The organism is Archangium primigenium, from assembly GCF_016904885.1.
In the GTDB taxonomy this organism is placed as follows: Bacteria; Myxococcota; Myxococcia; order Myxococcales; family Myxococcaceae; genus Cystobacter; species Cystobacter primigenius.
The window spans coordinates 4,258,182-4,285,047 of record NZ_JADWYI010000001.1 but is presented as its reverse complement, the minus strand read 5'-3'; the positions used below and the strand labels follow the sequence as shown (position 1 = coordinate 4,285,047).

Here is a 26,866-nt window from a genome sequence, read left to right as displayed (position 1 = left end):
CTCAGCCCAGCGCCGCGCGCGCGTTGCGGAACAGGCGCATCCAGGGGCTGTCCTCGCCCCACTCCGGCGGGCACCACGAGTACTGCACGCTGCGGCTCACCCGCTCCGGGTGCGGCATCATGATCGTCACCCGGCCGTCCCGCGAGGTGACGCCCGCGAGGCCCCCGGGCGAGCCGTTGGGGTTGGCCGGGTAGGCCTCGGTCACCCGCCCGTGGTTGTCCACGAAGCGCACCGGCACGAAGCCCTCCACCTGGGCGGCGGCCTCGGGGCTCGCGAACTCGGCCCGGCCCTCGCCGTGTGAGGACACGATGGGGATGCGGCTGCCTTCCATGCCCCGGAAGAAGAGCGAGGGGCTCGGCCCCACCTCCACCTGCACCAGCCGCGCCTCGAACTGCTCGGACACGTTGCGCACGAAGGCCGGGAAGTGGGTGGCCCCGGGGATGAGATCGCGCAGCTGCGCCATCATCTGGCAGCCGTTGCAGATGCCCAGGCCGAACGTGTCCGCCCGGGCGAAGAAGGCGGCGAACTCGTCCCGCGCCCGCGCGTTGAACAGGATGGAGCGCGCCCAGCCGCCCCCCGCGCCCAGCACGTCGCCGTAGGAGAAGCCGCCACAGGCCGCCAGGCCCGCGAAGTCCGCCAGGGACACCCGCCCCGCGAGGATGTCGCTCATGTGCACGTCCACCGCGCTGAAGCCCGCGCGCACGAAGGAGCGCGCCATCTCCAACTGGCTGTTGACGCCCTGCTCGCGCAGGATGGCCACCCGGGGCCGGGCCCCCCGCGCGATGAAGGGCGCCGCCACGTCCTCGCCGGGCGCGAAGGTGAGCCGGGCGGACAGGCCGGGGTTGGCGGGGTCGCACTTGGTGGCGAACTCCTCCTCGGCGCCGCGCGGGTTGTCGCGCAGCTTCTGCAGCTCCAGGCTCACGCGCGACCACGTGGCCCGGAGCGCCATGAGCTCCGCGGCCAGCAGCTCCCGACCCGCCTGGCTCACGCGCACCGTCAGGTCCTTCCGGGGCCGACCGAGCTCGTGCACGTGCGCGTCCAGTCCCGTCGCCGCCCACGCCGCGCGCACCCGCGCCACGTCCCCGGCGCGCACCTGGAGCACCGCGCCCAGCTCCTCGTTGAACAGCGCCGCGATGGCGTCCGGGCCCAGCGCGCCCACGTCCACCTCGAGGCCCCGGTGCCCCGCGAAGGCCATCTCCACCAGGGTGGTGACGAGGCCGCCGTCGGAGCGGTCATGGTAGGCCAGGACGAGGCCCGCCTCGTTGAGCGCCTGCATCGTGGCGAAGAAGCCCCGGAGCCCCTCGGCGCTCTCCACGTCCGGAGCGCGGGCGCCCACCTGGGCGTGCACCTGGGCCAGCACCGAGCCGCCCAGCCGCTGCTGGCCGTGCGCCAGGTCCACGAAGAGCAGCCGCGTGTCCTCCTCCAGCGCGCGCAGTTGAGGCGTGAGCGAGCGGCGCACGTCGAGCACCGGCGCGAACCCGGAGATGATGAGCGAGAGCGGGGACGTCACCGCCTTGCGCGCGCCGCCCTCCTGCCACACGGTGCGCATGGACATGGAGTCCTTGCCCACGGGGATGGTGAGGCCCAGGGCCGGGCACAGCTCCATGCCCACCGCCTTCACGGCGGCGTAGAGGTTGGCGTCCTCGCCGGGGCTGCCCGCGGCCGCCATCCAGTTGGCCGAGAGCTTCACGTCCCCGAGCTTGCCGATGCGCGCCGCGGCGAGGTTCGTCACGGCCTCGCCCACGGCCATGCGCGCCGAGGCCGCCGCGTCCAGCAGCGCCAGGGGCGTGCGCTCGCCCACGGCCATGGCCTCGCCCGTGTAGCCCGCGTGGGCCGACAGCGTCACCGCGCAGTCGGCCACCGGCACCTGCCACGGGCCCACCATCTGATCCCGCGCCGTGAGGCCCGACACCGAGCGGTCCCCGATGGTGATGAGGAAGCCCTTGTCCGCCACCGTGGGGTGGCCGAGCACCCGGGTGAGCAGCTCGCCCACGGGCGCGGTGGGCGTGAAGTCCGCGTGCGCGAGCGGCCGCGACTTCACGTCCCGGTGCATGCGCGGCGCCTTGCCGAACAGCACGTCCATGGGGATGTCGATGGGGGCGTTGTCGAAGCGCTGGTCACCCACCTTCAGCACCTGCTCGGCCGTGGCCTCGCCCAGCACCGCGAAGGGCGCGCGCTCGCGCTCGCACAGCGCCGCGAAGCGGATGACGTCCTCGGGCGCCACCGCCAGCACGTAGCGCTCCTGGGCCTCGTTGCACCAGATCTCCACCGGGGACATGCCGGGCTCGGCGTTGGGCACCTCGCGCAGCTCGAAGCGGCCTCCCAGCCCGTTGTCGTGGATGAGCTCGGGCACGGCGTTGGACAGGCCGCCGGCGCCCACGTCGTGGATGGAGCGGATGGGGTTGTCCTCCCCGAGCGCCCAGCACTGGTCGATGACCTCCTGGCAGCGCCGCTCCATCTCCGGGTTGTCGCGCTGCACCGAGGCGAAATCGAGCTCCGCCGCGCTCGAGCCCTGCGCCATGGACGACGCCGCCCCGCCGCCCAGGCCGATGAGCATCGCCGGGCCCCCGAGCACGATGATGCGATCGCCCGCCTGGAGCACGCCCTTCTTCACGTGCTGGGCCCGGATGCTGCCCAGGCCTCCGGCCAGCATGATGGGCTTGTGGTAGCCGCGCACCTCGACGCCCTCGGGCGTGGGCACCTGCAGCTCGAAGCTGCGGAAGTAGCCGCACAGGTTGGGCCGGCCGAACTCGTTGTTGAACGCGGCGCCGCCCAGCGGGCCCTCGAGCATGATGTCCAACGCGGACACGATGCGCTCGGGCTTGCCGTAGGGCACCTCCCACGGCTGCTCGTGGCCGGGGATGCGCAGGTGGGACACCGAGAAGCCCGTCAGGCCCGCCTTGGGCTTGGCGCCCCGGCCCGTGGCGCCCTCGTCGCGGATCTCCCCGCCCGCGCCCGTGGACGCGCCGGGGTGCGGCGAGATGGCGGTGGGATGGTTGTGCGTCTCCACCTTCATGAGGATGTGCGTGGGCTCGCGGTGGAAGCGGTACTCGCCGCTCTCCGGCTCCGGGAAGAAGCGCTCCACCTCGAAGCCCTCCATCACCGCCGCGTTGTCCTTGTACGCCGACAGCACGCCCTCCGGGTGCGCCGCGTAGGTGTTCTTGATGCCCTGGAAGAGCGAGCGCTCCTGGGCCACGCCATCCACCGTCCACGAGGCGTTGAAGATCTTGTGCCGGCAGTGCTCGCTGTTGGCCTGGGCGAACATCATCAGCTCCACGTCGGTGGGGTGGCGCTGGAGCGCGGTGAAGCGCTCGACCAGGTAGTCGATCTCGTCCTCCGCCAGCGCCAGGCCCAGGGCGCGGTTGGCGTCGACGAGCGCGGCGCGCCCTCCGCTGAGCACGTCCACGGTGGTGAAGGACCGGGCCGTCTGGGCGGCGAAGAGCACGGCGGCGTCCTCCTCGCGCTCCACCACGGCCTGGGTCATCCGGTCGTGCAGGAGGGGCCGGAGGGCGGCGAGCCGCTCGGGCGGGAGGGGCTGGCCGGCCGCGTCGGCGACCCGGTAGGCCGTGCCCCGCTCGATGCGCCGCACGCCCTTGAGGCCGCAGTTGTGGAAGATGTCGGTCGCCTTGGAGGACCAGGGAGACAGGGTGCCGGGCCGGGGGATGACGAGCAGCAGCGAGCCCCGGGATGCCTGCCGGGCGAGCCGGGGACCGTACTCCAGCAGCGACTCCACCAGGGCGTGCTCGGTCGGGGCGAGGTCCATCTCCAGGTCGAGGAAATGGACGAATTCCGCGTAGACGGAGGCGACGGACGGCTCCAATTCCCGGCAGCGGGCGAGCAGCTTGGCCAGTCGGAACTCGGAGAGAGCGGGGGCACCGCGCAGGGTCAGCATGGGACGCGCTTATAACCGTGGCGCCCGTCGCATCCGAGGAGATCATGAGGCGGATATGGTTGAATGCCGCATGGTCAAAGCGAACCTGGGCTTGCTGCCCCTGTGCGTCCTGGTCCTGGGGACCGCCTGCGCGGAGCCGAGCCCCGAGAACCCCGTTCCCGTCCGTCCGAAGGCCACCCATCGCGCCCTGGGCGAGGGGCCCGCGGCCCAGGTGGTGGACGTGGGGACCTCGGCGGACAACGCCCTCGCCCCGCGCGCGGCCTCCCTGACGCCCGCCGGGTCCACCCTGCTGTTCTCCGCGGATGACGGGGTGAATGGCCGGGAGTTGTGGCGGCTCACGTCCGTGGGCCCCACGCTCGTGGCGGACATCGCCCCGGGCAACACGAGCTCCCTGCCCACCCAGCTCTTCCACTCGCGCGGGCTCACCTTCTTCTCCGCCACCAACGGCCGGCAGGGCCAGGAGCTGTGGCGCACCGACGGCACCACCGCGGGCACCGTGCTGGTCAAGGACATCCAGCCGGGCGCGGGCGGCTCGCGGCCGGAGAACTTCTTCGAGTACAGCGGCTGGATCTTCTTCAGCGCCAACGACGGCACCACGGGCACCGAGCTGTGGCGCACGGATGGCTCCGAGGCGGGCACCGTGCTCGTGCGCGACCTGTACCTCGGCGCGGTGGAGGGCCAGCCGCGCGGCTTCCTGGAACTCAACGGCGCGCTCTACTTCACGGCCGTGGGCAACGGGGGCGCCCGCCAGGTGTGGCGCTCGGACGGCACGACGAACGGCACGCAGCGCCTGGGCGCCCAGGTGACCGTGTCCACGTCGACGACGCCGCGCGAGCTGGTGCGGCTGGGCAAGGTGTTCTTCTTCGCGGGCGACGATGGCTCGGGCGGCCACGAGCTGTGGAAGTCGGACGGCACCGAGGCGGGCACCGTGCGCGTCAAGGACATCCGGCCAGGCCCCCTGTCCTCGGATCCCGTGCAGCTCACGGTGATGGGCGACGCGGTGTACTTCGTCGCCACGGATGGCGCGACGGGGCGCGAGCTGTGGCGCTCGGACGGCACCGAGGCGGGCACCCGGCGGGTGGCGGACCTCTTCCCGGGTGACAACACCGTGGAGACGCCCGACCTGCTCGTGGCCACGGGCTCGCGGCTGTTCTTCCGGGTGAAGGACGCCTCGCGCCTGGAGACCGCGCTCTACGCGACGGACGGCAGCGAGGCGGGCACCCAGAAGCTCGTGGACTTCAAGGCCCTGGGCGGCCGGGGTCCCATGGCGATGAACACGCTGGGCGACACGCTCTACTTCACCGGCTCGCAGACCCTTCCCTTCAACTACGGCTACGAGGTGTGGACGAGTGACGGCACGCCCGCGGGCACCAAGGCCATCGGCAACAACTTCCTGCCCGACAGCACCACGGCGCCGGTGCCCGCCTCGTTCACCGCCTGGCAGGACACCATGTACTTCACGGCGATCGCGCCGGGCACCGGGCTGGATCCGGACCCCGCCGTGCCCACGCTGTGGCAGAGCCGGGGCACGCTCGCCAACACGCGGCCCGTGGGCTCGGACCTCACGCCGCCGCCCACCCGGGGCGGCAGCCCCGTGCCCTTCGTCAACTGGAAGGGGGACCTGTACTTCACCTCCTTCGAGCCCTACGCGGCGGCGCGCCTGTGGAAGACCCGGGGCAGCGCGACGAGCACCGTGGCGCTCAAGGACATCATCCCGCGCATCGAGCTGCAGTTCTCCTCCACGCAGGGCATCACCTCGCTCACGCCGCTCGGGGACTTCCTCTACTTCGCGTCGCTGCCGCGCGTGTCCACCGGCTACCAGCTGTGGCGCACCGGCGGCACCGTGGCGAGCACCACCCAGGTGTCCTCCAAGGTCTCGCTGCAGCTCTACGACTACCCCAACCCCATCGCGCTCGCCGCCCTGGACACCGTGATCGTCTTCGCGGGCCAGACCGCGGAGAGCGGCGTGGAGCTGTGGCGCACGGACGGCACCGACGAGGGCACGGTGCTCGTCAAGGACCTGGTCCCGGGCCCCGAGGGCTCCACCCCCCTGCACTTCGTGCGCATGGGCAATGCCCTCTACTTCCTCGCCCAGGACACCTCGGGGGGACGCGCGCTGTGGAAGACGGACGGCACCGAGGCGGGCACCGTCCAGGTCACCGACATCCGCAATGGCGAGGACCGCTCCGCCGTGCTGAGCATCGCGGGCGCGTGGGACGGCGCGCTCTACTTCGTGGCGGGCGCGGCCGGCTCGGGCAACGAGCTGTGGAAGACGGACGGCACGAGCGCCACCCTCGTGAAGGACATCGCGCCGGGCGGGCAGGACTCCGGACCCGAGCAGTTCGCGTGGATGGGCGGCCATCTGTACTTCACCGCCACGGATGGCGGCTCGGGCGTGGAGCTGTGGAAGACGGACGGCACCGAGGCGGGCACCACCCGCGTCAAGGACATCTTCCCGGGGGCCGGAAGCGCCATGCCCCGGGCCCTCACGGCGATGGGCTCGCACCTGTACTTCACCGCCGACGATGGCACCACGGGCAGCGAGCTGTGGAAGACGGACGGCACCGAGGCGGGCACCACGCGCGTCAAGGACATCCTCCCGGGCGCCCGGGGCGGCGTGCTCGCCGAGGCCCTGTTCGCGCTGCCCGAGCAGCAGCTCGTCCTCTTCGCCGCCAACGACGACGTGCACGGCACGGAGCTGTGGCGCACGGATGGCACCGAGGCGGGCACCTTCCTGCTGCACGACATCGCGCCCTGGCGGCTCGGCTCGGAGCCCTCGGGCTTCACCCGCTACGGCGACACCGTGGTCTTCAGCGCGAGCGACGGCCGACACGGCCAGGAGCCGTGGTCCCTGCCGCTGGCCCGGCTCGTCAACAGCGTGCCGCCCTCCATCACCTGCCCCGCGAGTCAGACCGTCGAGGCCCAGCGGTCCCTCGGCGCGGCCGTCACCTACGCGCCCGCCCAGGCCACGGATGACGATGCCACCCTGCCGCCCGCCGTCTCCTACAGCCACGAGTCCGGCGGCTTCTTCGTCTTCGGCACCACGCGGGTGACGGCCACCGCGCGCGACTCGGCGGGCCTGGTGGCGAGCTGCACCTTCGACGTCACCGTCCAGGACAAGACGCCTCCCGCCGTCTTCTGTCCCTCGGGCGCCACCGTGGAGGCCACGGACGCCCAGGGCGCGCGCGTCACCTACGCCGCGCCGTGGGCCACGGACGCCGTCACCCACCAGCCGCGCCTCACCGCCACCCCGGCCTCGGGCACCGTCTTCCCCCAGGGGGACACCCCCGTGACGGTGACGGCCACGGACGACCACGGCAACACCAACCAGTGCACCTTCGTGGTGAGCGTGCGCGACACCACGGCCGCCACGCTCACCTGCCCGTCGGATGCCCTCGTCGAGGCGGAGGAGCCGGGCGGCGCCACCGCCACCTGGCCGCCCGCGGAGGCGAATGATCCCGTGTCCACGCCGAGCCTCACCTACAGCCACGCCTCGGGCTCGCGCTTCCCCCTGGGCCGCACGCCCGTGGAGGTCACCGCCCGGGATGGCGCGGGCAACGTCTCGCGCTGCACCTTCCACGTCGTCGTGCGCGACTCGGTGGCGCCCACGCTGCTGTGTCCGGCCGCCATCGAGGTCGAGGCCACGGGCCCCACGGGGGCGCCGGTGGACTTCGTGGTGACGAACGTGGTGGACGCCATCTCCCCGGAGGTGAAAGTCCGCGCCACGCCCGCGTCCGGGAGCACCTTCCCCGTGGGCGAGACGTCGGTGCGCGTGGAGGCCGAGGACGCCTCGGGCAACGTGAGCGAGTGCCGCTTCGCCGTCCGGGTGGTGGACACGCTGCCCCCGCTGCTCACCTGTCCCCAGACGGTCTCCGTCCCCGAGGGTCCGGTGGCGGTGGACCTGCCCGCGCCCGCCGTCACGGACCGGGTCACCCCCGCGCCGAGCATCACCTTCTCGCCGCCGAGCGGCTCGCGCTTCTCCCCCGGGGACACGGCCGTCGAGGTGACGGCCACGGACGCCGCGGGCAACAGCGCCCAGTGCACGTTCACGGTGAACGTGGCGAAGCAGGCCAGTGGCTGCGGTGCCGCGCCCGCGAGCGCGGGGGCCGCGGGCTGGATGGGCCTGCTCGCCGTGTTCGCTCTCTCCGCCCGCCGCCGGGCGCGTTCCTCTTCCGGAGACAGGTCATGACCACGGCAGTCCCTTCGCGCACCCACTTCCGCACCTGCAACCTCTGCGAGGCCATGTGCGGGCTGCGCATCGAGACGGACGGGCAGCGGGTGCTGTCCATCCGCGGCGATGACGCGGATCCCTTCAGCCAGGGCCACATCTGCCCCAAGGCCGTGGCCCTGAAGGATCTGCACGAGGATCCGGACCGGCTGCGCCAGCCCGTGCGTCGCACCGCCACGGGTTGGGAGCCCCTGTCCTGGGAGGAGGCGCTCGCGGAGACGGCCCAACGGCTGCACGCGGTGCAGAAGGCCCACGGCAAGAACGCGGTGGCCATCTACTCGGGCAATCCCACCGTGCACAACCACGGGGCGATGCTGCTCTTGCCCTTCTTCCTCAAGGCCCTGCGCACGCGCAACAAGTTCTCCGCCACGTCGGTGGACCAGCTGCCGCACCACCTGGCCTCGTACCTGATGCTCGGCCACCAGCTGCTCATCCCCGTGCCGGACGTGGACCGCACGCACTTCATGCTCATCCTGGGCGCCAACCCCGTGGCCTCCAACGGCAGCCTGATGACGGCGCCGGGCTTCCGCGCGCGGCTCAAGGCGCTGCAGCAGCGCGGCGGCAAGGCCGTGGTGGTGGATCCGCGCAAGACGGAGACGGCGCGCCTGGCGGACGAGCACCTCTTCATCCGCCCGGGCACGGACGCGCTGTGGCTGCTGGCCGTGGTGCACGTGCTCGTCCACGAGGTGGGCCCGCGCCTGGGTCGGCTCGCGGCGTTCACCGACGGCCTGGCGCACGTGCACGAGCTGTCCCGGGAGTTCACCCCCGAGCGCGTCGCCCCCCAGACCGGCATCCCCGCGGAGACCACCCGGCGCATCGCCCGGGCGTTCGCCGAGGCCCCTTCCGCCGTGTGCTACGGCCGCGTGGGCGTGTCCACACAGGCCTTCGGGGGCCTGTGCCAGTGGCTCATCAACGTCATCAACGTGGTGTCGGGCAACTTCGACCGCGAGGGCGGCGCCATGTTCACCCGGCCCGCCTTCGATCTCGTGGGCGGCCCCCAGGCCATGCGCATGAGCCGGGGAAGCATCGGCCGGTGGAAGAGCCGCGTGCGCGGGCTGCCGGAGTTCTCCGGGGAGCTGCCGGTGTCGGTGCTCGGCGAGGAGATCCTCACCCCGGGCGAGGGGCAGATCCGCGCCCTGGTCACCTCCGCGGGCAACCCCGTGGTGTCCACGCCCAACGGGCGGCAGCTGGACGAGGCCTTCGCGTCCCTGGACTTCATGGTGAGCATCGACCCGTACATCAACGAGACGACGCGCCACGCGCACATCATCCTGCCGCCCGTCACCCAGCTGGAGCGCGGCCACTTCGATCTCGTCTTCAACGCGTTCGCGGTGCGCAACACCGTCAAGTACTCGCCGCCGCTCTTCCCCGCGCCGCCGGGCGCGCGCCATGACTGGGAGATCTTCCTGGAGCTCAAGCACCACCTGGACCGGCTCCACGGCGCGCCGCGCGTGCAGGGCGAGCTGTCCTACCAGGCCCTCAAGGCCCTGGGGCCCGACGGCATCCTGGACCTGGGCCTGCGCGCGGGCCCCTATGGCTTCAAGCCCCGCCCCTTCCGTCCGGGCTTGAGCCTCTCGCGCCTCAAGGCCCAGCCGCACGGCATGGACCTGGGGGCGCTCCGGCCGTGCCTGCCCCAGCGCCTGGCCACGCGCGAGCGCCGCCTCCAGCTCGCGCCCGAACTCCTGGTGGGGGACCTCCAGCGCCTGCGCGCCACGCTGCTCCCGGCCGAGGGCCCGGCGCGCTCCGACGGCGAGCTGCTGCTCATCGGCCGACGCCACGTGCGCGACAACAACTCCTGGATGCACAACGTGGCCAGGCTCGTGAGCGGCAAGCCCCGGTGTACGCTGATGGTGCACCCCGAGGACGCCCGGCGGCTGGGGCTGCGCGATGGGGGCGAGGCCCGCATCACCTCCCGGGTGGGTGAGGTGTCCGCCCCGGTCACGGTCACCGACGAGGTCATGCCCGGCGTGGTGAGCCTGCCCCACGGGTACGGCCATGGTCGTCCGGGGGTCCAACTCCGGGTGGCGGGGGCGCACGCCGGGGTCAGCATCAATGACCTGTCAGATGACCGCGCTATCGATGAAATCAGCGGAAACGCCGCATTCTCCGGGCTTCAGGTGCGGATTGAACCGGTAGAATGCACTGGCCGTGACGAGCAGCCCACGATTGGATGAAACACCGATGATCACCGTCTACCAAACTCCCGTGGCCTGGGGCACCCCGAACCTCAGCCCCTTCTGCTTCAAGCTCGAGGCGTACCTGCGGATGACGGGACTGCCCTACGAGGTGAAGCTCGCGGACCTGCGCAAGGCGCCCAAGGGCAAGGTGCCCTATGTGGAGTTCGAGGGGCAGCGCATGGGCGACTCGCAGTTCATCATCGAGTACCTGAAGAAGAAGCACGGGGATCCGCTCGACAAGGAGCTCACGCCCATGCAGGTGGCGGTGGGCCACACGGTGCGCCGCATGCTCGAGGAGTGCACCTACTGGTATATCGTCTACATGCGCTGGGCGGACGAGGCGGGCTGGCTCGCCTACCGGCCGGTGGCCGAGACGATGGTGCCCTGGGTGGTGGGCGGTGACATCCCGGTGGCCACGCTGCGCCAGGGCATGCTGCGCATCCTGCACGACCAGGGCACGGGCCGGCACAGCTCCGAGGAGGTGCAGGCGCTGGCCATCGCGGACATCGGCGCCATCGCGACCATCATGGGCGAGAACAAGTACCTGCTCGGGGACAAGCCCACGTCCTTCGACGCGGGGCTCTACTCGTTCCTGGTGAGCGTCATCGCCAACCCGGTGGACACGGATCTCAAGCAGTTCACGCTGAGCCAGACCAATCTGGTGCGCTACTGCACGCGCTTCAAGAAGGAGTTCTTCGCCAACTGGACGCCGCCGGACCTCAAGGCCGCCTGAGCCCGAGGCGCGCGGGGCTGGCGCGGGCCTGAAGCGCTTGGGTGAGGTCATCCCCAAGCGCTGTCCGGGAGTTCGAGACGAACCTTCACCGCCGCGGACCGAGCCGGGCGCGGATGCGCTCCTCGACTTGCTCCCAGGAGACCGTCTTCACGCTTCCGCCGAGCACTTCACGAGCGCGGCGCTCAAGTTCGGCGCGCTCCTCGGGAGGGAGCCGAGACACGTCCGAGCGCAGGTCTTCCTTGGTCGCCATGGAGCGGAAGTTTAACCCTCGTCCCATGAAGAGGAGAATCTGGCCCCGCCCCTACTCTTTCCGGTAGACGGACACCATGGACGAGAAGCTGCGACACGCGCTGGGGGACGCGGCCCGGGCTGCTCGCCTTCGGATGGGCCTCACGCAGGTGGAGGTGGCCAAGAAGGTGCGCCTGAAGTCCGGCGTCTACGGCCGGGTCGAGCGGGGCGCCATGGTGCCCAGCGTCCCCACGCTGCGGCGCATCTGCGAAACCCTGGGCATCTCCTCGGATGCACTCCTGTCCCTGGATACTCAAGCCCCCAAGACAACAGCATCAGCCCCTGCCCCAGGGGGCAGAGAGCACCCGGAACTCAGCCGCATCATCCACCTCTTGCACAGGTGGCCGCCGGAGCGGTTGGCGCTCTTGCGCAAGCTGCTGGAGACGGCCGACCCCCACCTCTCGGACGAAAGCTAATGGGCTTCGGATGACACGAGGCTGCGCGCCATATAGCCCACAGCGCAAAGCTGCTTGTCATCCAACTGGCGCAGGATACGCAGCAGGCGGCGCAGTTGTGGTGACTCCTCCGGAGTAGGCTCGGACTCCTGCAACCAGGTCGCCGCCTCATGGCCAGTGAGGTTCAGGACGGCGTTGGCGTCTACCCGGAGAGCCACACACAGCCGTCTCAGGCTGGGGACGCTTGGCGTCAGGTTGCCCCGCTCTACCCGCCCATACACCTCGGTGGCCACGCCCACGCGCTCGGCCACGTCCGCCTGGGTGAGTTCGGCTTTGAGCCGCGCCTCGCGCAGCACTTCTCCCAGGTGGACAGTCATCTTCTTCTTCGTCATCAGATGGGTGTTCTTCTTCATGGTCACCCACCTTGGTCTTTCGTCTCTTCCTCGGTGGCGTCCTCCTCGACCGAGGCTTCCTCCTCGGGTGTAAGCAGGACGCCCTTCTCGATGGGGAATGCGTGCGTTTCCTGGGGAGAAGGTTTCTCACGGAGGAGGGCTCCCAGCTCCGCCTCCGCATCGGAGAGCCCGAACGGCCTGCCCTGGTCGTTGAGCCACGCGCGCAGCTCGTCCCGCATCTCACCGGCGGTCTGGTAGCGGTCGTCCGGGTGGGCTTGCAGGGCCTTGTGGCGGATGCACTTGAGCGGCTCGGTAAGCTCGGCGGCCACCCGCTCCACGTCATCCGGGCCGAAGCTCAGGATGCGGTTGGCCAGCTCCCCTGGGCTCGTCCAGGAGGGCCGCTCGGGACGGACGCGGGCGTTATACCGGCTTGCCGCCGCGGACCCACTGAAAGGCACGCTCACGTCCGGCGGATCCAGCGGGTACTGCCCCGACAGCATTTCCAGCAGCACCATGCCCAGCGAGTAGAGGTCCGCTCGCCCATCGGGCTTCTGGCGGCGCATCACCTCGGGAGCGGCATAGGCCAGTTCCGCACGCAGCACCGTGGAGGGCGTGTCCAACCGGCCCACCATCCGTGAGTACGCCACGCCGAAGTCGGTGAGCGTCACCCTGCCGCTGAACTCCAGCCGGATGCTCGGGGGACTCACCGCCCGGTGGACGAGGTGCAGCGGGCGGCCATCCTCGCCCGGACTGTTCCAGGCATGGTGGAGGGCGTCGGCCACCTCGGCGGCGATGTAGACGACATGAGCGGGTGCGAGCGTCCTGCCCAGCAGCAATGCCGTCTCCATGGCCGTCGCCAGGAAGAGGCCCTCGGTGTGCTCCATCACCACGTAGGGGGCGCCCTCGTACTCCTCCAGCCCGTACACCTGGACGATGCCGGGGTGGCGCAGCCGGGTGGCGAGCCGTACCTCCTCCACTGCCCGCTGGCGGCGCTCGTCCTCGGGAGGCATCTGCACCCGCTTGAGGATGACGCCGCACGCAGCCCCCTCCCCTTTCACGGGAGTGCGTCGGGCGATGGCCATGGGCTCAGGCACGTCCAACAGAGGGGAGACGAAGGTGTAGCGGTACGCGGGTCCCTCGAAGAGAAGACCGTCTGGACCCGTGGGGTGAATGGGGAAGCTGTCGTTGCTCGATGGCTCGTTCACGAAGGTTGCCTCCTAGACCTTTCAGGTACTCAGAATTAATCTTGAGCCCCTTTCAGGTAACATGGAAGATCGTCGAAGGAAAGTGCCAGCCAACCAAGCAGGTCAGCGCCCAGACTCAACCTGTTGGAGTGGGGATGCTGTCAGGGCGGCGCTGGCGCGCTGAGACTACTTGTGACGCTCCCCACCCCGTGAGGGCCGCATCCGCCCTATACTTTTGGGAAGTTTCACCGAGGTGGAGGAGGATCAGATGCTCACCATCCCCGCCATGGCGCGCATGGGTCCTTGGATGTTCCTGGGCATCAAGGATCTCGGGTCCGTGAGTGGGAACTGTGAGCGCTGTGGGGAGCCCATCCGATACGTCTGGGTGATGGAGTTGCAGCGCGAGCCCAAGAAGGTCGTTCGGATCGGCTCTACCTGTGGGCCCATGCTCGAAGAGGTGTCCGAGCACCTCTGGAAGACCGTCACCGAGCCGTTCCATTACCGCTTGAGCCTGCTGAAGCGGTTGGAGCGATGCGCGCGCCGTATCTCACAGGATCCAGTCGTTAGCCCGGGGCCTGACTACACGCCTGAGTGGTTCGCCGCAATGCGCAAGCGCGTCGCCGAGGGAGACCTCCGGCGCGGGCAGCTCCGAGCCCTCGGGCAGAACTTCAGCAGGCTCGACGAGGCCGTCAGATACCGGATGCGTGGGCGCGACAGCGACGACCACGAAGAGTGAGCAACCATTTATGTGCACGAGTATGTGCACGAGGCGCTCATGGAGCGAGGCGCATGCCCACCTCCCAAGTAACACGACTGCCTCCCGGAAAAAGTCCCAGGCGACCGCACACGTGCCTGCTTGTCTCAACCTATGGGAGTGGAATCCCGCCCCAAGGGGAGCAAGCAGAGTGGGCCCTGGCGCCCGCCCCCCAGAGGAGTTTCCAACTCCCATGCCTCGCCTGGAAACCCGGCGGGTTGGCCAGTAGACGCTTGGACGTGTTGATAACCCCACGCGGGTAGGAATTATTGTCTTATACGGATTGATGGTTTTGGAGGTTTAGCCAGAGATCGCATGGCAACCCACCGTGGGAGGGCTCATGCGCTTCTTGGGACCTGATAGGACGGGCAACGTGTCCACCCCGTTTATGGCGGCCATCCTCGCCATGGTGTTGGCCTCGGGGTGTGTGGGGGCGGATGCGGCACTGGCAGGCGAGTGCAACCAGATGGACAGCACTGTGACCTGCTGCCTCAAGCAGAACCCCGGCCAGTACGAGAAGTGCGGTGCAGCTCCACCAGCGCAGCAGCAGCCATCCCTTGCCGAGACGAAAACACCTCCGACCGAGACTCCGCCCCTCCGTCCACCGCCGCTCATCAAGGTTTCCGATGACCACGAGATGACCGACGAGGAGGTCGATAAGATGTGCCGGGCATACTACGTGCGGTGCGTCGAGAAGCGCGGGCTCAAGATCAACATCCAGTATGGCACGAGCCACTGCCAGAGCTGTTTCGACCTATGCAGGAAGAAGAGGTATTGGCCGTATCGTGCAAACGGCAAGCAGTGCCCGGGAGGGTAAGTCATGAAGCCCTCACGGGAGTTGTTCTGGCAGCGGATCGTCAAGGAGCGCCACGATGCCTTCATGGCCTTCGGTCCGGGCTCCGAGCGGGTTTCCTTCGAGACAGCGGAGCGCGAATACCTGGCCCTTCAGAAGAGGTTGCTGGAGGGCGCGCGGACGGAGTGGGAGCGGCAGCACATCAAGAGGCTGATCGCCCATGACATCCTGAACGTCGCGCATCCTCGCGCCAAGACCTGGGAGGAGTTCTCGCGGGCGCTGCGCCGCATCAACCGGCTTGGCTTCATCGACCTGGAGAATCAGGTTCATACCGCCTGCCTCGCCCTGCTGTGGATGTCGAGCCACGACCGGAACCGAGCCCCAAAGGCCTGGGCGATGGTGGAGGACGCGGAGCGCCGATTGCGCCGCATCCGGCAGGGCCACTACCGGCGGGAGGAGGGCCTGGACGCCATCGCCAGTGTCAAGCAGCAGGTGGCCAAGAAGGGCCTCACACCACCCGCGCCAACACGGACGGTGCCCAAGCCCATGGGAGCGTCGCACCGTCGAAGGGCACGCCCCCGACTCCACCTTGTTCCTCCCACGACTTGAAGGAGAGGGGGTCGTGGGCTCCTTTCTCCGTCGCATCCACGACGCGACGCGTCTTGCGAGCTTGCGGCCTTGCTGAAGAGGCTGGAGACGTGTCCCTACCGGCTGCGTAGCGGCGGTAAGTCCAACGATGGAAACCCTCCCGTGAATTCTTCTGGCGGCGAGTCGCCATGGAGTTCGACAAACTCTAAGAGGGTGTTGAACTGAAACAGGGGGCCTCTGCGCTCCATAGCGGCCTCACAAAAACAAAAGCAGTACCGCTCCGCTCTGTGCGGTGCCCGCTGCTTTTCGGTCCGCCCCGGCCCTGTAGCCGCAGTCGCGTTGTGGATTGCTCCCGTCCGTTTTGTCCTCCGGTGAAGAGTCGACCGAGAAGGTAGGAGCGTCGACATGACCGCGCAAGTTGCATTCCTCGCTCGCGTCACTATCTCACAGGGCCATGAGCGACCTTCCCATGCCCGAGCGACAGCGCTACCCCACGGACCTGACGGATGAACAATGGGCGCTGATAGAGCCCTTTGTTCGAGCCAGCCACTGCGGCCCGCAGGAAGTGCTGCATCCGCGCCGAGAAGTGGTCAACGCCATTCTCTATATCAAGCGCACCGGAGCTCAGTGGAGGTACATGCCGCATGACCTGCCGGATTGGCAGCTCGTCTACCACTACTTCGCGAAGTGGAAGAAGGACGGGACGTGGAAGAAGCTCAACGATGAGCTTCGGCGCAAGGTGCGCAAGAAAGAGGGTCATGCCGAGGAGCCCACCGCGGGGATTCTCGATAGTCAGAGCGTCAAGACGATGCAGGAGGCAGAGACCAAGGGGTACGACGCGGGCAAGAAGATAAAGGGCAGGAAGCGCCACTTGTTGGTCGACACGCTGGGGCTGCTGCTCGTCGCGTGGATGACGACAGGGGATGTACAAGACAGGGACGCGACCCCTGCGGTGCTACCCCTGGCCGCGCAACAATACCCCTCCCTCAAAAAGGTCTGGGTGGATGGCGGTTACGCCGGGCCGAAAGTTCAAGCCGTGGCCCAGGAGAGTGGCATTGACGTCGAGGTGGTGAAGCGCTCGGACCAGGCGAAGGGCTTTGTTCTCCTTCCCAAACGATGGATTGGGGAGAGGACTTTTGGATGGCTGAACCGGCAGCGGCGTCTTTCAAAAGACTACGAGCGCCAGGAGTCTTCCTCCGAAGCGTTCATTCAGCTCGGCATGATCGACCTCATGCTCCGGCGCCTCGCCTGACTGCCCCACTTCAACACCCTCTAAGGGAACGTCACGCCGTCGAGCGTCACGCCCTCGGCTCCAGCTTCTCCCGCCCACAGCTTGAGCGTGTAGGTTCCCCGGGCCTCGCGCTCCGCCGCCTCCAGCTCCACCACGATGCGCCGCAACCCTCCTGGCGGGATGGGCTCCAGGGGCGACACTTTCAGCCCTGTCAGTTCCTCGCGCTTGGCAGCCACCAGGGCCGCCCCCGTTGGCATCCAGGTCACCGTTCCCAGGTTGAACAGTTCCACCTCCACGGCCACTCGTCCCCTTCCCACAGGTCCAACGGCGCGGTAGCTGATGACCTTCTGCGCATCAAGCGAGCTTCCTGGGTGTTGGATGACGTCCTTGAGCACTCGGGCGACAACCCCCTTTTCGCCCATCCACTCGTTGACGATGAGACCCGTGAGCCCACCCTGCCCGCGGCACTCGGCCTGGAGACGCGCCTTCTCCTCCCGGCACTGCTGGGCCTCGGCTCGCGCCTGCTGCTCTCCCTGCCGGAGGGAGGCCACGGTGCGCTCGCGGCGCGACACCTCCACCTGGCGCTCCGCCTGGGAGGGGTGGACCACCAGCACGAAGGTGGCACGCGTTGGCGCCGCGCCGTCCTCGAAGTAAGCCGTCACCGGCACGCGCTCCCCGTCGTGCAGCGCCTCCGAGGCCACGAGCGTCAGGGTGTCGTCCACCAGCTTCACCCGGCGGAACCGCTCCCGCCCCTCGACCTCCACGCGCGTGAGCTTCGCGTCGAAGAACAGGGAGAGGGACAACTCCGGCCGGATGCACACCTCCGGCGTCTTGCTGGGGGTGTCCGCCGTCAGCTCGATGTAGCGCGTGCCCGCCTCGCAGGTGGGGAGCGGCGCCCGCTCAGTGGCCTCGACAGGTGCGGTGAGCAAGGCCAGCCCTAGCAGAGCAGAGGGGGACAAGGCGAGCACGGGGCGGCAACCTCCACGAAGAGACCGGGGACGTGGGCTCTAACACACCTTGCTTCCCGGTCGTGCGAGCCGCCTGGGCTTCCGGCCCGCCAAGCCCCCGGATGGTGCTACTCGAACCGCTCCACCGTCTTCACCTCCACGCGGGGGAAGACCTTGATGGCTCCCCCATCAAGCTCGATCTCGAGACCGCGATCCCCGGTCTGGTCGTACAGCTCCATGCAGACGGTGAACGTGTCCCCGGTGGGCGTGACGGCCTGGGTGATGCGTCCGTAAACGCGCTTCTCACCGATGCAGAGCTGCCCAGTGAGACGAGTGCCATTCGGCAGCACGACTCGCCCCCCCCAGCTCAGGCCATCAACTCCCTCCTCCCAGGCCCCCGCCAACTCAAGTGAGACAGCGCCATCCTTCGCGGGGATGCGCTCGTTACTGAACCGCTTCAAACCGGGCATGTTGGCGCCGTGTCTCCTTCCGAGGCGGAGGCCGAGCTGGCGCGTCATGGTCTCGACGGCACCGGCCGGGCACGCCTGGGGCGCGGGCTCCTTGCGCACCTGAGCACCGGGACACGCCATGTTGGCGACGGCGGCCACGGCGAGCAGCACATTGGCCCCGGTGGAGCCGGTGCCCTTCTTCTCCCTCTCCGCCTGTGAGCCGGGGGCCTTTTTCTTCATGCGAGTCGTTCCCGAGCTGAGCGTCACGGTGGTGACGGGCGCAGGGGTGTCCGCCCTCGGGGGCGCTGCGCCTGTGTCAGCTTCAGGCGGCTTCCACGGGGGCGCCACTTCATGGACGTGCGTGGCCCATGGCATCGGGCCGTCGAAAGAGAATTCCGCAGGAACAGATGACGCCAACACCGGTTGGCCTGGTGCTGGTGGCGAAGCAGGGGCGTGAGGTGTCGGCCGAAGCTGGCCGAGGAAGAAGCCCACGCCCACCACGAGCCCCACCACGGTCCCGGCCACGCGGACGGGAATGGCCCGTCTCAATCGGGCGCGAAGCGTGGAGACGGTTGACGCGGTGGGCGGCTCGGGTGGGGCGGGAGCGACGACGGGAGGAGCAGGAGTCGCGGGCGGGCTGCCTCGCTTGGGCTTCTGCCGGATCCACCGGCGCAGCCACGCCTGGGGATCGTGGCCCACCCGCTCCGGCGCGTTCTCGGTGGTGCGTCCGTCCACCGTCCAGCCGTAGCACAACGGCATCTCCCAGCGGCGAGGGTCCGCCTTCGCCTCTTTCAGCAGCTTCTCCAGCGCCTCGCTCAGGGCCTCGGCGTCCGGCACGCGGGCATTCGCCTTGGCCAGCAGGCGCAGGCACAGCTCACTCAAGGCCCGGGGCACGCGGGAATTGCGTACGAGTGGGGGCTTGGGGTTGCCCTCGAGAATCTCGCCCAGCAGCTCGTCGTCGGGACCGTTGAAGGGGTACACGTCGGTGGCGAGCACGTAGAGGATGACGCCCAGCGCGTACAGCTCGTCCCTCACCGAGTAGTCGTAGCGCTCCCCCCGCTTTCGGCTCTCGCGCAGGAAGAAGGCCACGGCCTCGGGGCCGCGGTAGCGGAGGTTGGCCGGGGCCAGGGCTCCGGTGACGCGAGGAGTGCCCGGCATGGTGCCCGCGCCGAAGTCCACCAGCACTGGCGCTCCGTCCGCATCGCGCACCAGCACGTTGTCGCCCTTCAAGTCCCGGTGCTTCACCTCCTTGGCGTGGACCTCCTTCAACGCCCGGGAGAGAGGCAGCAACTTCTCTACCAGCTCGCGGGCGCTCGGGTTGTTGTCCCGGGCCCACTGATAGAGCGTCACTCCCGGCACGTACTCCATGACGAGCACCAGGTACTCGGGCTTCTCCTCCGGCCATTTGAAGTGACTGAGCAGCTTCACCACGTTGGGGAACTCGTGGCGCAGCATGATGAACAGCTCGCGCCAGCCCCACTCCCCCACGCTCTCCAGGTGGATGAACTTGAGGGCGCACGGGCCGCCGTCTCGCCACGCGAGGAACACCTTGCCGAAGCCGCCAGCCCCCCAGCTTCCTCTCGATGCGGTAGCCGCTCACCCCCATGCCCGGCCGCACCACGTCCTCCCGCATGGTCTTCATGGTGCCGCACCTGCGGCGGAACCGGCCTGTAACGGCGGAAGTTCGGTCATGCGCTCAACCTCGGAAGTCGGGAGGATACCAGAGCCCGTGGCCTTTCGTGCTCGGGGTTGGACCCGGCGGGAGCGGCAACGTGCACGGCTGGGGGGCAAACCCACGTCCTTCGACGCAAGGTTCTACTGAACCCCCCGTACCTGGAGTGAGGCCGCCATCCGGGAATGGCGGCCGGGGCGGTCCACGGGTAGCTTGGGGGGCCCTTGAACCGCGCCGTCCTCGCCCTCCTTCCGCTGTTGCTCGTCACGTGCGCGACGCCCCCGTCGGCGGCCCCCGCGCCCGCGCCGCCCCCCGAGCGCCCCGCCGTCGCGCCCGCGCCGCCTCCGGCGCCCGCGCCCGCTCCCCGACTGGAGCTGTCCGCCGAGGAGCTGCCCGTGCCGGACGCGCGCCGGCGCCTGGACTTCCGGGGCGGCGAGCCGCGGGTGCCCATCGGGCTGATGCAGGGCCGGCCCGAGGTGCGCTTCGTGCCCCGGGGCCGGATGCGGCTGCGCTTCGGGGGCGAGGGGGACAAGTTCCTGGAGGCGCCCGCGGGCTCGGTGTGGACGGCCCGGGTGACGGAGGGCTCCCCCGCGGTGCTGTCCGCGCGCGTGCAGCTCGCGGAGCTTCCCTTCGCGGACAAGGCGGGACTCGCCGAGGCCCAGGCGCAGTGGCAGGCCCGGGGCCTCGCCGTGCGCGTGCACGTGCTGGGGGTCATCTACGGCATCGCCGGCAAGGTCATCGACAACCGGCGCTACCTGCTGCTCTTGGACGAGGAGCTGGCGCCGCGGGACGCCCCCACGCGTCAGGCCGCGCTCCTGCGCGACTTTGGCGTGCGCACCACCCTGTTCGAGGAGGTGCGCACCCCCTCGCACGCCATCCTCGAGGTGAAGGATCAGGCGGGCGCGGTGGTGGGGCTCGCCCAGGACACCCTGTCCATGGAGACGCTGGACGACGCGGGCTTCGAGGTGCGGCAGGTGGAGCATGACGTGGGCTACGACAACCACGGCTTCGAGGACCGCGCCTACCGGGGCACGCTCCAGCTCGCGGTGGACCGGCACGGCACGCTCGCGGTGGTCAACGCGGTGAAGCTGGAGGATCTGCTCAAGGGGCTGGTGCCCTCGGAGATCTACGCCCGGGCCCACCCCGAGGCGCTCAAGGCCCAGGCGGTGACGGCGCGCGGCGAGGTGCTCGCGAAGGTGGGCATCAAGCACCTGGCGGACCCCTTCCTCCTGTGCTCCGAGCAGCACTGCGCGGTGTACCGGGGCCGCACGGGCGAGGCCGCCAGCACCACGGCGGCGGTGGAGGCCACCCGGGGCGAGGGCCTCTTCTCCCAGACGGGGCGCCTGGTGGACTCGGTGTACAGCGCGGTGTGCGGCGGCCACACCGAGGACAACGACGTCGTCTGGGGCGGCCCGCCCAACCCCAACCTGCGCGGCCGGCCGGACGTGCTGCGCTCGCCCGAGGGGCTGACCACCCCGGCCACGCTCGCCGAGTACCTGCGCGCGGACCTGCCCACCATGTGCCGCCTGTCCAGCTTCGCCCAGCCGAGCAAGTACCGCTGGGAGAAGCGCTTCAGCGTGGAGCAGGTCAACGCCCTCACCCAGCACCTCAAGGTGGGGCCCGTGCGGGCGCTGAGCCTCGGGGAGCGGGGCGTGTCGGGGCGGGCGCGCACGCTCACGGTGGCCGGCGAGCGCGGCGTCACCCAGGTGCGCGGCGAACTCAACATCCGCCGGCTCTTCGGCATGCTGAACAGCGCCATGGCCCTGGTCGAGGAGGAGCAGGACGCCGAGGGGCGCGTGGTGGGCTGGCGCTTCCGGGGCGGCGGCTGGGGCCACGGCGTGGGCATGTGCCAGACGGGCGCCATCGGCCGGGCCGAGGCCGGGCAGCGCTACCAGGACATCCTTCGTTTCTACTTCAATGGGGCCGAGGTCTCGTCCATCTACTGAACGCTCCGGCGTCCGGATGACGGTTGGGGACTACCGGACGCGCCCAGGGGTTATCATCCACGCACGTGTCGATGGGTCCAGCGCAGCCAGAGCAGACGACCAGGCGTAGGAGACGGCGGACCTCGGGGCCCGCGCGCTACCTGCTCGCCGTGCTCATCGCCCTGGTGCTCCAGGTGTCCTTCGTGGGGCTCTTGGCGCTCATGGCGCACGTCCAGGCCAGCCTGCCGCCCGAGCCCAAGCCCCCCAAGCCGCCGAGCGCCGTGGCCCTGCGACCCCTGACCGCGCAGGAGTGGGCGCAGAACCGCGCCACGCCCCTCACCGGGCCGCAGAACCCCACCCCCACCCCGCCCCGCAAGGCCGAGGAGAAGAAGCCGGAGAAGAAGCCGGACGGGCAGGTGGTGGACGTGGCCCCGGGCAACCAGCAGAAGGCCCCGGACGCGAAGTACCTCGCCGAGCGCGACAACAAGGTGGACAAGGAGACGCGCGCGCGCGAGCAGACGCCCTTCTACAAGAACGCCAAGCCCCAGACGACGGCCCCGCGCTCGCGCCAGGGCGCCGGGGTGAGCGAGGAGCAGGCCGAGCGGCTCGCGGGCAACAACGGCCGCGCCGCGGACGACCGGCCCCTGTCCGAGGGCGGCAAGAAGTCCGCCTTCGAGCTGCCCGACGCCCGGCGCAAGCAGGAGATCGCCCTCAAGCAGGACCCCACCTCCCCCGGCCCCGGCATCCAGGTGAACAACCGGGACGAGAGCGACGAGGTGGTGGGCAACGGCAAGCGGCTGCGCGTGCAGCAGGGCGCGGGTGACGGCGACGAGGGCTCCGAGGGCCGCCTGGGCAGTCCCGGCCTGGCCCGGCTCATGCCCTCGCAGGCGGTGATGGATCAGATCATCGGCGGGGCGCCGAACGATCACCTCAAGAACGTGAACGAGGGGGACGGCACCTACCTCAACACCCGCGAGTGGAAGTTCGCGAGCTTCTTCAACCGGGTGAAGCAGAGCGTGGGCACGCAGTGGAACCCGAACACGGCGCTGATGCGGCGCGACCCCACGGGCGACATCTACGCGGGCCGGGATCGCTACACCATGGTGCAGGTGACGCTGGACGAGTACGGCAAGGTGGCCGACATCCGCGTCGAGAAGAGCAGCGGCCTGGACTTCCTGGACCTGGAGGCCGTCGAGTCCTTCAAGCGGGCGCAGCCCTTCCCCAACCCGCCCGCGGGCCTGCTGGAGGACGACGCCAAGGTGCGCTTCTCCTTCGGTTTCTTCATGGACATGGGCGGCGGCCCGCGGATGCGGCTCTTCCGCCAACCCAACTGAACCCCTCGCCCCGGGCGCGCGCCAGCACTAGGGTGGGCCGCGTGGACACCTCGACCCTCGAGCGCAACCGCAAGGTGCGCACCGTTCTCGCCGTCATCCTCGGGGCCAACTGGGCCGTGGCCGTGCTCAAGCTCGCGCTCGGGCTCTGGAGCGACTCGGCGGCGGTGACGGCCGACGGCGTGCACTCCTTCATCGACGGCGGCTCCAACGTGCTCGCCCTGGTGGCCATGTCGTTCGCCTCCCAGCCCGCCGACGAGGACCATCCCTACGGCCACGCCAAGTTCGAGGCCCTGGCCTCGCTGGGCATCGGCGCGCTCATCGGCATCTCCATGCTGGAGCTGGGGCGCATGGCGCTCGACTCGCTCATGCATGATCGCCACCCCCAGGTGACGCCCACCATGGTGGGGGTGATGGTGGCGACGCTGGCCATCAACCTCACGGTCACCTGGGTGGAGCATCGCCAGGGCCAGAAGCTGCAGAGCCCGCTGTTGCTCGCGGACGCGCGGCACACGCTCTCGGACGTGTGGGTGACGCTGGCGGTGCTCGGCTCGCTCGGCCTCGTGAAGCTGGGCTACCCCAAGGCGGACGGCCTGGTGACGCTCGGGGTGATGGGGATCGTCGCCCGGGTGGCGTGGGACATCGTCAAGCAGGCGGTGGGCATCCTCTCGGACACCGCGCGCCTGGACACCCAGAAGGTGGCCGCGCTGACGCTCGAGGTGCCCGGGGTGCTCTCGTGCCGGGACGTGCGCAGCCGGGGCATGGAGGGCAGCGTCCTCGTGGACCTGAAGATCGAGGTGGCGCCCGAGATGTCCACCGCGCGGGCCCATGACCTGGCCGACGCGGTGGAGGCCTCCATCCAGCGGGCCTTCCCCGAGGTCGTCGACGTGGTGGTCCATGTGGAACCGGCGTCGACGCCGCGGGGAGTGCCCGTCCCGGACAGCGCCGGGTGAGGCGTCAGAGCTCGTCGTGGCCCGGCGGCGTGGCGACCGCCTCGGGCACGCGGATGCTCAGGAAGTTCGGCACGGGCCGGTAGACGCGCGCGTAGTTGTCCGGATGGTTGTCACCCGGCTGGGACTGGGTGACGTCCGTGCCCTTCTTGAAGAAGAACTGGCTCGAGCCCGAGTTGTCGAGGTTGATGACGTGCTGGGCCTTGTGGACGCGCTTCATGTAATGGGCGATGTCCGTGGCGTTGAGGCCCTTGGCGCTACCGGTCGCCTCCACCACGGCGACGATGAGGTTGTCCGACTTGTCGATCCCCACCACGGTGCGTGCCCCAACGGCATCGGGTTTGGCGCTGCTGGGCGGCGTGAGCACCTTGCCGTCCTTGACGAGCAGGAAGCCGCCGACCGCGTGCTTGACGTGGGTGTACGAGCCAATGTCCGCGTACGGAGCGAAGTGGATGGAGTTCTCGCCCCCGGGCTCGGAGCGGATGATCAAGGCATCCAGGTAGTTGGTGACCGAGCCCATGCGGTCGGGCTCGTCCTTGATGGAGACGACCTGACCGTTGCTGACGCTGTAGCCGATGATGTTGGTGCACGGCTCCTTGTAGGGGAAGCCAGGCGTGCCCCGGATGTCGAACCAGTTGCCGTTCACGCGGAGTTCGGCGAGGCCCGCCGGCGCCGGATACTGCGCCCCCCACTGCTCCACCGTGTAGAGCGGTGAGAGATAGGGTTTGCCCTCCTCGTTCTTCTTGTTGAGCGTGGCACACGAGGGGGGCGTCTGTCGGCACGCCGCCTTCTCCGTCGGCGTCTTGCCCACGACGTCGCAGTTGGGCGTCTTCTCCGGGGAGTTGGGCACGAAGAACTGCGCATGCCGGGCATTGCGCACGATGGCGAAGTGGCCTTTGACGTTGCGCAGGATCTTCGGGTAGCCCTCGATGTCGATGTCCCCCGAGATCTGCGTGACGGAGATGGAGCCCTGGGGCGTGGGCAGACAGGCCGAATTGCTCCGGGCGAGCGAGGTCGGGCACTGGCACGTCAGATGGCCCGCCGCCGTGCTCTCCGCCAGGCCACTGTCGCAATAGTCATACTCGCTGCACGCGTCGAGGGCCTGGAGCACCCAGAAGGCGGGCGTCCAGCACCAGTTGGTCGCCTTGTGGTGGCAGAGCGGCTGGCCGAGGCCACCGCACGCCGCGGAGGTGCTCACCGAGCGGCGTGCGTGCTGGCCGGAATGCGCGTGCGTCTCGGGCCGCAGGCTCAGGAAGGCCCCGTCGAGCTTGGCGCCGTAGTGGGTCGCCCAGAACTCCGTGTCCCGTCCGCCGTCCTCCCAGCGGATGTAGCGCAGGCCCGGTCCATAGCGCTCGAAGATGTGGCTGAGCGTGCGCCACTCCTCGCTCCACTCGCACGGCCCCTGGTGCCGCTGGACCCCGGAGTTCCACGAGGCCAGCACGCTCATGTCCGCGCGCAGCAGCTCCACCTTGAGGTAGTAGTCGTCGGGGCAGTACGTGCGGCCAAAGAGCTCGGAGGCATAGACGACGGGGGCCTCGTCGAGCTCCTCGGCGGTGTACCCCTTGCTGGCGAGGTCCACGATCTGGTTGCGCCGGAACCAGCCCGCGGACGTCTGGACCGCGCGGGTGTCGCCGACGCCGGAGGGCGCCAGGGCATAGCCATACCCGCCGTTCTCGGTGACCTGCCAGCCGGACAGCGTGCCGTCGTTGGCCCACGGGTTGGTGAGCAGGTTGTCGCCGTAGACCACCAGCGCCGCCTCGTCGAGCTGGGCGCCATACGGCCCTCCCCAGCTCTCGCTGTCCCGTCCACCGTCTTCCCACCGGACGTAGCGCACCCCGGGGCCATAGCGCATGAAGGTGTACTGGAGCTGCTCCCAGGCCGGGTCGTCCCAGGCACAGGGACCCGCGTGCGTCCTCACGCCCGAGTCCCACTGCGCCACCGGCGCCATCTGCGCGTCGAGCAACTGGACCTTCAGGTAGTACGAGTCCGGGCAGTAGGAACGGCGGGACTTCTCCTTCACCAGGATGAGCGGCGAGCGGGCCATCGTCGCGGCATCGAAGCCGTGCGCGTACAGGTCCACCACCTGCACCCGGCGGTTCCAGCCATAGGACGTCTGGAAGTAGCGGGACCCGGGCGCGCCGGCGACCTGCCAGCCCGCGCCGCCATTCTCGGTGATCTGCCAGTCCGACAGATCTCCGTGTTCGGCATCGTAGTTGAGCAGCAGGTTCTGGAAGGTATCGGGGTGGGCCGGAGGACTCACCTGGACGAACGCATCATCGAAGACCGGGCCGTAGTGGCCCGCCCAGATCTCGGTGCTCTGGCCGCCATCCCGGAAGCGCACGAAGCGCACCTGGGGCCCGTAGTCCGTGAAGGTGTGCTCGACGTGCCGCCAGTCCACGCTCCACTCACACGGACCTCCCGTGGACTGGGTTCCCGTGTCCCAGGCGGTGACGAGATTCATCTGTGCGTCGAGCAGCTCGACCCGGATCGTGTAGTTGTCGGCGCAATACTCCCGGCGCACCACCTCGCCCACGTGGATGGGGGGCGCCTTGGCCATCACCGCGGCGCTGAACCCCTTCGCGTGGAGATCGATCACCTGCTCCCGGCGGGACCAGCCATAGGAGGTATGGAAGGTCCGCTCACCGGCCGCGCCGCGCACCGTCCAGCCCTCGCCGCCCGTGGCGATCACGCTCCAGCCCGAGAGGTCGCCCGTCTCCGCGTCCGGGTTGGCGAGCAGGTTGGTCTTGAACAGCGCGGAGGCCGCGAGGGATTGAGGGGCCCGCGCGAGGGACGGCTCGGCCGGTTCCGTGGGCACCACGCCGCAGCCCAGGACGCCGAGCAGCGCCAGGGCGGCCGCCCACGGGACGACCCCGCGAGGAGAAAGCTTCGAGAGACAAAGGATCATGATTCGTTGGACTACCACGCGATCCCCCGCTC

The 26,866-nt window shown here is 69.7% G+C and carries 17 protein-coding genes and 1 pseudogene; 11 read left to right on the top strand and 7 right to left on the bottom strand.

The window, feature by feature from the left end:
* Position 1: 1 nt before the first annotated feature.
* Entirely contained in the window at positions 2 to 3,892 is a 3,891-nt protein-coding gene (purL, locus tag I3V78_RS17780; protein ID WP_204489668.1) for a phosphoribosylformylglycinamidine synthase, read from the bottom strand.
* 70 nt (positions 3,893 to 3,962) lie between these two features.
* On the opposite strand from purL, the gene I3V78_RS17775 reads away from it, so the two are divergent.
* The 3 genes from I3V78_RS17775 to I3V78_RS17765 are packed head-to-tail and all read left to right on the top strand — an operon-like array spanning position 3,963 to position 11,030.
* Complete coding sequence (locus I3V78_RS17775; protein WP_204489667.1) at positions 3,963 to 8,081, top strand: ELWxxDGT repeat protein; 4,119 nt, start codon at positions 3,963 to 3,965, stop codon at positions 8,079 to 8,081.
* Positions 8,078 to 10,294: a molybdopterin oxidoreductase family protein gene (locus I3V78_RS17770; RefSeq protein WP_204489666.1), complete on the top strand. Its 2,217-nt coding sequence runs from the start codon at positions 8,078 to 8,080 to the stop codon at positions 10,292 to 10,294. Before I3V78_RS17775 ends, I3V78_RS17770 begins: the two co-directional genes overlap by 4 nt.
* A gap of 7 nt (positions 10,295 to 10,301) precedes the next feature.
* Positions 10,302 to 11,030, top strand: a complete 729-nt coding sequence (locus tag I3V78_RS17765) for a glutathione S-transferase family protein (protein ID WP_204489665.1) — start codon at positions 10,302 to 10,304, stop codon at positions 11,028 to 11,030.
* 85 nt (positions 11,031 to 11,115) lie between these two features.
* On the opposite strand, the gene I3V78_RS17760 is transcribed toward I3V78_RS17765, so the two are convergent.
* On the bottom strand, positions 11,116 to 11,280 hold the full coding sequence (locus I3V78_RS17760) for an addiction module protein (RefSeq protein ID WP_239576473.1): 165 nt from the start codon (positions 11,278 to 11,280) through the stop codon (positions 11,116 to 11,118).
* 76 nt (positions 11,281 to 11,356) lie between these two features.
* On the opposite strand from I3V78_RS17760, the gene I3V78_RS17755 reads away from it, so the two are divergent.
* Complete coding sequence (locus I3V78_RS17755) at positions 11,357 to 11,734, top strand: helix-turn-helix transcriptional regulator (protein WP_204489663.1); 378 nt, start codon at positions 11,357 to 11,359, stop codon at positions 11,732 to 11,734.
* Here I3V78_RS17755 and I3V78_RS17750 read toward each other — a convergent pair.
* Both I3V78_RS17750 and I3V78_RS17745 read right to left on the bottom strand, forming a co-directional pair.
* On the bottom strand, positions 11,731 to 12,126 hold the full coding sequence (locus I3V78_RS17750; protein WP_204489662.1) for a helix-turn-helix transcriptional regulator: 396 nt from the start codon (positions 12,124 to 12,126) through the stop codon (positions 11,731 to 11,733). The genes I3V78_RS17755 and I3V78_RS17750 overlap by 4 nt on opposite strands.
* A 2-nt stretch (positions 12,127 to 12,128) precedes the next feature.
* The gene (locus tag I3V78_RS17745; protein WP_204489661.1) at positions 12,129 to 13,310 is read right to left on the bottom strand and encodes a protein kinase domain-containing protein; all 1,182 of its coding nucleotides are present in this window, start codon (positions 13,308 to 13,310) and stop codon (positions 12,129 to 12,131) included.
* Between the two features lie 247 nt (positions 13,311 to 13,557).
* On the opposite strand from I3V78_RS17745, the gene I3V78_RS17740 reads away from it, so the two are divergent.
* The 4 genes from I3V78_RS17740 (at position 13,558) to I3V78_RS17725 (ending at position 16,676) form a co-directional block, all read left to right on the top strand.
* Positions 13,558 to 14,025, top strand: a complete 468-nt coding sequence (locus I3V78_RS17740; protein WP_204489660.1) for a hypothetical protein — start codon at positions 13,558 to 13,560, stop codon at positions 14,023 to 14,025.
* A gap of 358 nt (positions 14,026 to 14,383) precedes the next feature.
* Entirely contained in the window at positions 14,384 to 14,860 is a 477-nt protein-coding gene (locus tag I3V78_RS17735; RefSeq protein WP_204489659.1) for a hypothetical protein, read from the top strand.
* Between the two features lie 3 nt (positions 14,861 to 14,863).
* A complete protein-coding gene (locus I3V78_RS17730; RefSeq protein ID WP_204489658.1) occupies positions 14,864 to 15,445 on the top strand; it encodes a hypothetical protein in 582 nt (193 codons plus the stop codon).
* A 448-nt stretch (positions 15,446 to 15,893) separates the two neighbouring features.
* Positions 15,894 to 16,676, top strand: a complete 783-nt coding sequence (locus tag I3V78_RS17725; RefSeq protein WP_204489657.1) for an IS5 family transposase — start codon at positions 15,894 to 15,896, stop codon at positions 16,674 to 16,676.
* Between the two features lie 20 nt (positions 16,677 to 16,696).
* Here I3V78_RS17725 and I3V78_RS17720 read toward each other — a convergent pair whose 3' ends face one another.
* Together I3V78_RS17720 and I3V78_RS17715 are read right to left on the bottom strand one after the other, a co-directional pair.
* The gene (locus I3V78_RS17720; protein ID WP_204489656.1) at positions 16,697 to 17,584 is read right to left on the bottom strand and encodes a DUF2381 family protein; all 888 of its coding nucleotides are present in this window, start codon (positions 17,582 to 17,584) and stop codon (positions 16,697 to 16,699) included.
* Positions 17,585 to 17,730: 146 nt separating this feature from the next.
* Positions 17,731 to 19,608, bottom strand: a pseudogene (locus I3V78_RS17715) (serine/threonine protein kinase); the annotation flags it as partial.
* Between the two features lie 339 nt (positions 19,609 to 19,947).
* On the opposite strand from I3V78_RS17715, the gene I3V78_RS17710 reads away from it, so the two are divergent.
* The 3 genes from I3V78_RS17710 to I3V78_RS17700 all read left to right on the top strand — a co-directional run bounded on the left by I3V78_RS17710 (position 19,948) and on the right by I3V78_RS17700 (position 23,932).
* Positions 19,948 to 21,669 (top strand): SpoIID/LytB domain-containing protein, encoded by a 1,722-nt coding sequence (locus I3V78_RS17710; RefSeq protein WP_204489654.1) that lies wholly within the window; start codon positions 19,948 to 19,950, stop codon positions 21,667 to 21,669.
* Positions 21,670 to 21,740: 71 nt separating this feature from the next.
* The gene (locus tag I3V78_RS17705; RefSeq protein ID WP_204496686.1) at positions 21,741 to 22,982 is read left to right on the top strand and encodes an energy transducer TonB family protein; all 1,242 of its coding nucleotides are present in this window, start codon (positions 21,741 to 21,743) and stop codon (positions 22,980 to 22,982) included.
* Positions 22,983 to 23,023: 41 nt separating this feature from the next.
* A complete protein-coding gene (locus I3V78_RS17700; protein ID WP_476756489.1) occupies positions 23,024 to 23,932 on the top strand; it encodes a cation diffusion facilitator family transporter in 909 nt (302 codons plus the stop codon).
* Between the two features lie 4 nt (positions 23,933 to 23,936).
* On the opposite strand, the gene I3V78_RS17695 is transcribed toward I3V78_RS17700, so the two are convergent.
* Entirely contained in the window at positions 23,937 to 26,834 is a 2,898-nt protein-coding gene (locus I3V78_RS17695; protein ID WP_204489652.1) for a phosphodiester glycosidase family protein, read from the bottom strand.
* Positions 26,835 to 26,866: the final 32 nt, after the last annotated feature.

Excerpts from the sequence above, each read along its gene's own strand:
- purL (WP_204489668.1), bottom strand. The coding sequence starts at position 3,892 with ATGCTGACCCTGCGCGGTGCCCCCGCTCTCTCCGAGTTCCGACTGGCC.
- I3V78_RS17775 (WP_204489667.1), top strand. The coding sequence starts at position 3,963 with ATGGTCAAAGCGAACCTGGGCTTGCTGCCCCTGTGCGTCCTGGTCCTG.
- I3V78_RS17770 (WP_204489666.1), top strand. The coding sequence starts at position 8,078 with ATGACCACGGCAGTCCCTTCGCGCACCCACTTCCGCACCTGCAACCTC.
- I3V78_RS17765 (WP_204489665.1), top strand. The coding sequence starts at position 10,302 with ATGATCACCGTCTACCAAACTCCCGTGGCCTGGGGCACCCCGAACCTC.
- I3V78_RS17760 (WP_239576473.1), bottom strand. The coding sequence starts at position 11,280 with ATGGCGACCAAGGAAGACCTGCGCTCGGACGTGTCTCGGCTCCCTCCC.
- I3V78_RS17755 (WP_204489663.1), top strand. The coding sequence starts at position 11,357 with ATGGACGAGAAGCTGCGACACGCGCTGGGGGACGCGGCCCGGGCTGCT.
- I3V78_RS17750 (WP_204489662.1), bottom strand. The coding sequence starts at position 12,126 with ATGAAGAAGAACACCCATCTGATGACGAAGAAGAAGATGACTGTCCAC.
- I3V78_RS17740 (WP_204489660.1), top strand. The coding sequence starts at position 13,558 with ATGCTCACCATCCCCGCCATGGCGCGCATGGGTCCTTGGATGTTCCTG.
- I3V78_RS17735 (WP_204489659.1), top strand. The coding sequence starts at position 14,384 with ATGCGCTTCTTGGGACCTGATAGGACGGGCAACGTGTCCACCCCGTTT.
- I3V78_RS17730 (WP_204489658.1), top strand. The coding sequence starts at position 14,864 with ATGAAGCCCTCACGGGAGTTGTTCTGGCAGCGGATCGTCAAGGAGCGC.
- I3V78_RS17725 (WP_204489657.1), top strand. The coding sequence starts at position 15,894 with ATGCCCGAGCGACAGCGCTACCCCACGGACCTGACGGATGAACAATGG.
- I3V78_RS17705 (WP_204496686.1), top strand. The coding sequence starts at position 21,741 with ATGGGTCCAGCGCAGCCAGAGCAGACGACCAGGCGTAGGAGACGGCGG.
- I3V78_RS17695 (WP_204489652.1), bottom strand. The coding sequence starts at position 26,834 with ATGATCCTTTGTCTCTCGAAGCTTTCTCCTCGCGGGGTCGTCCCGTGG.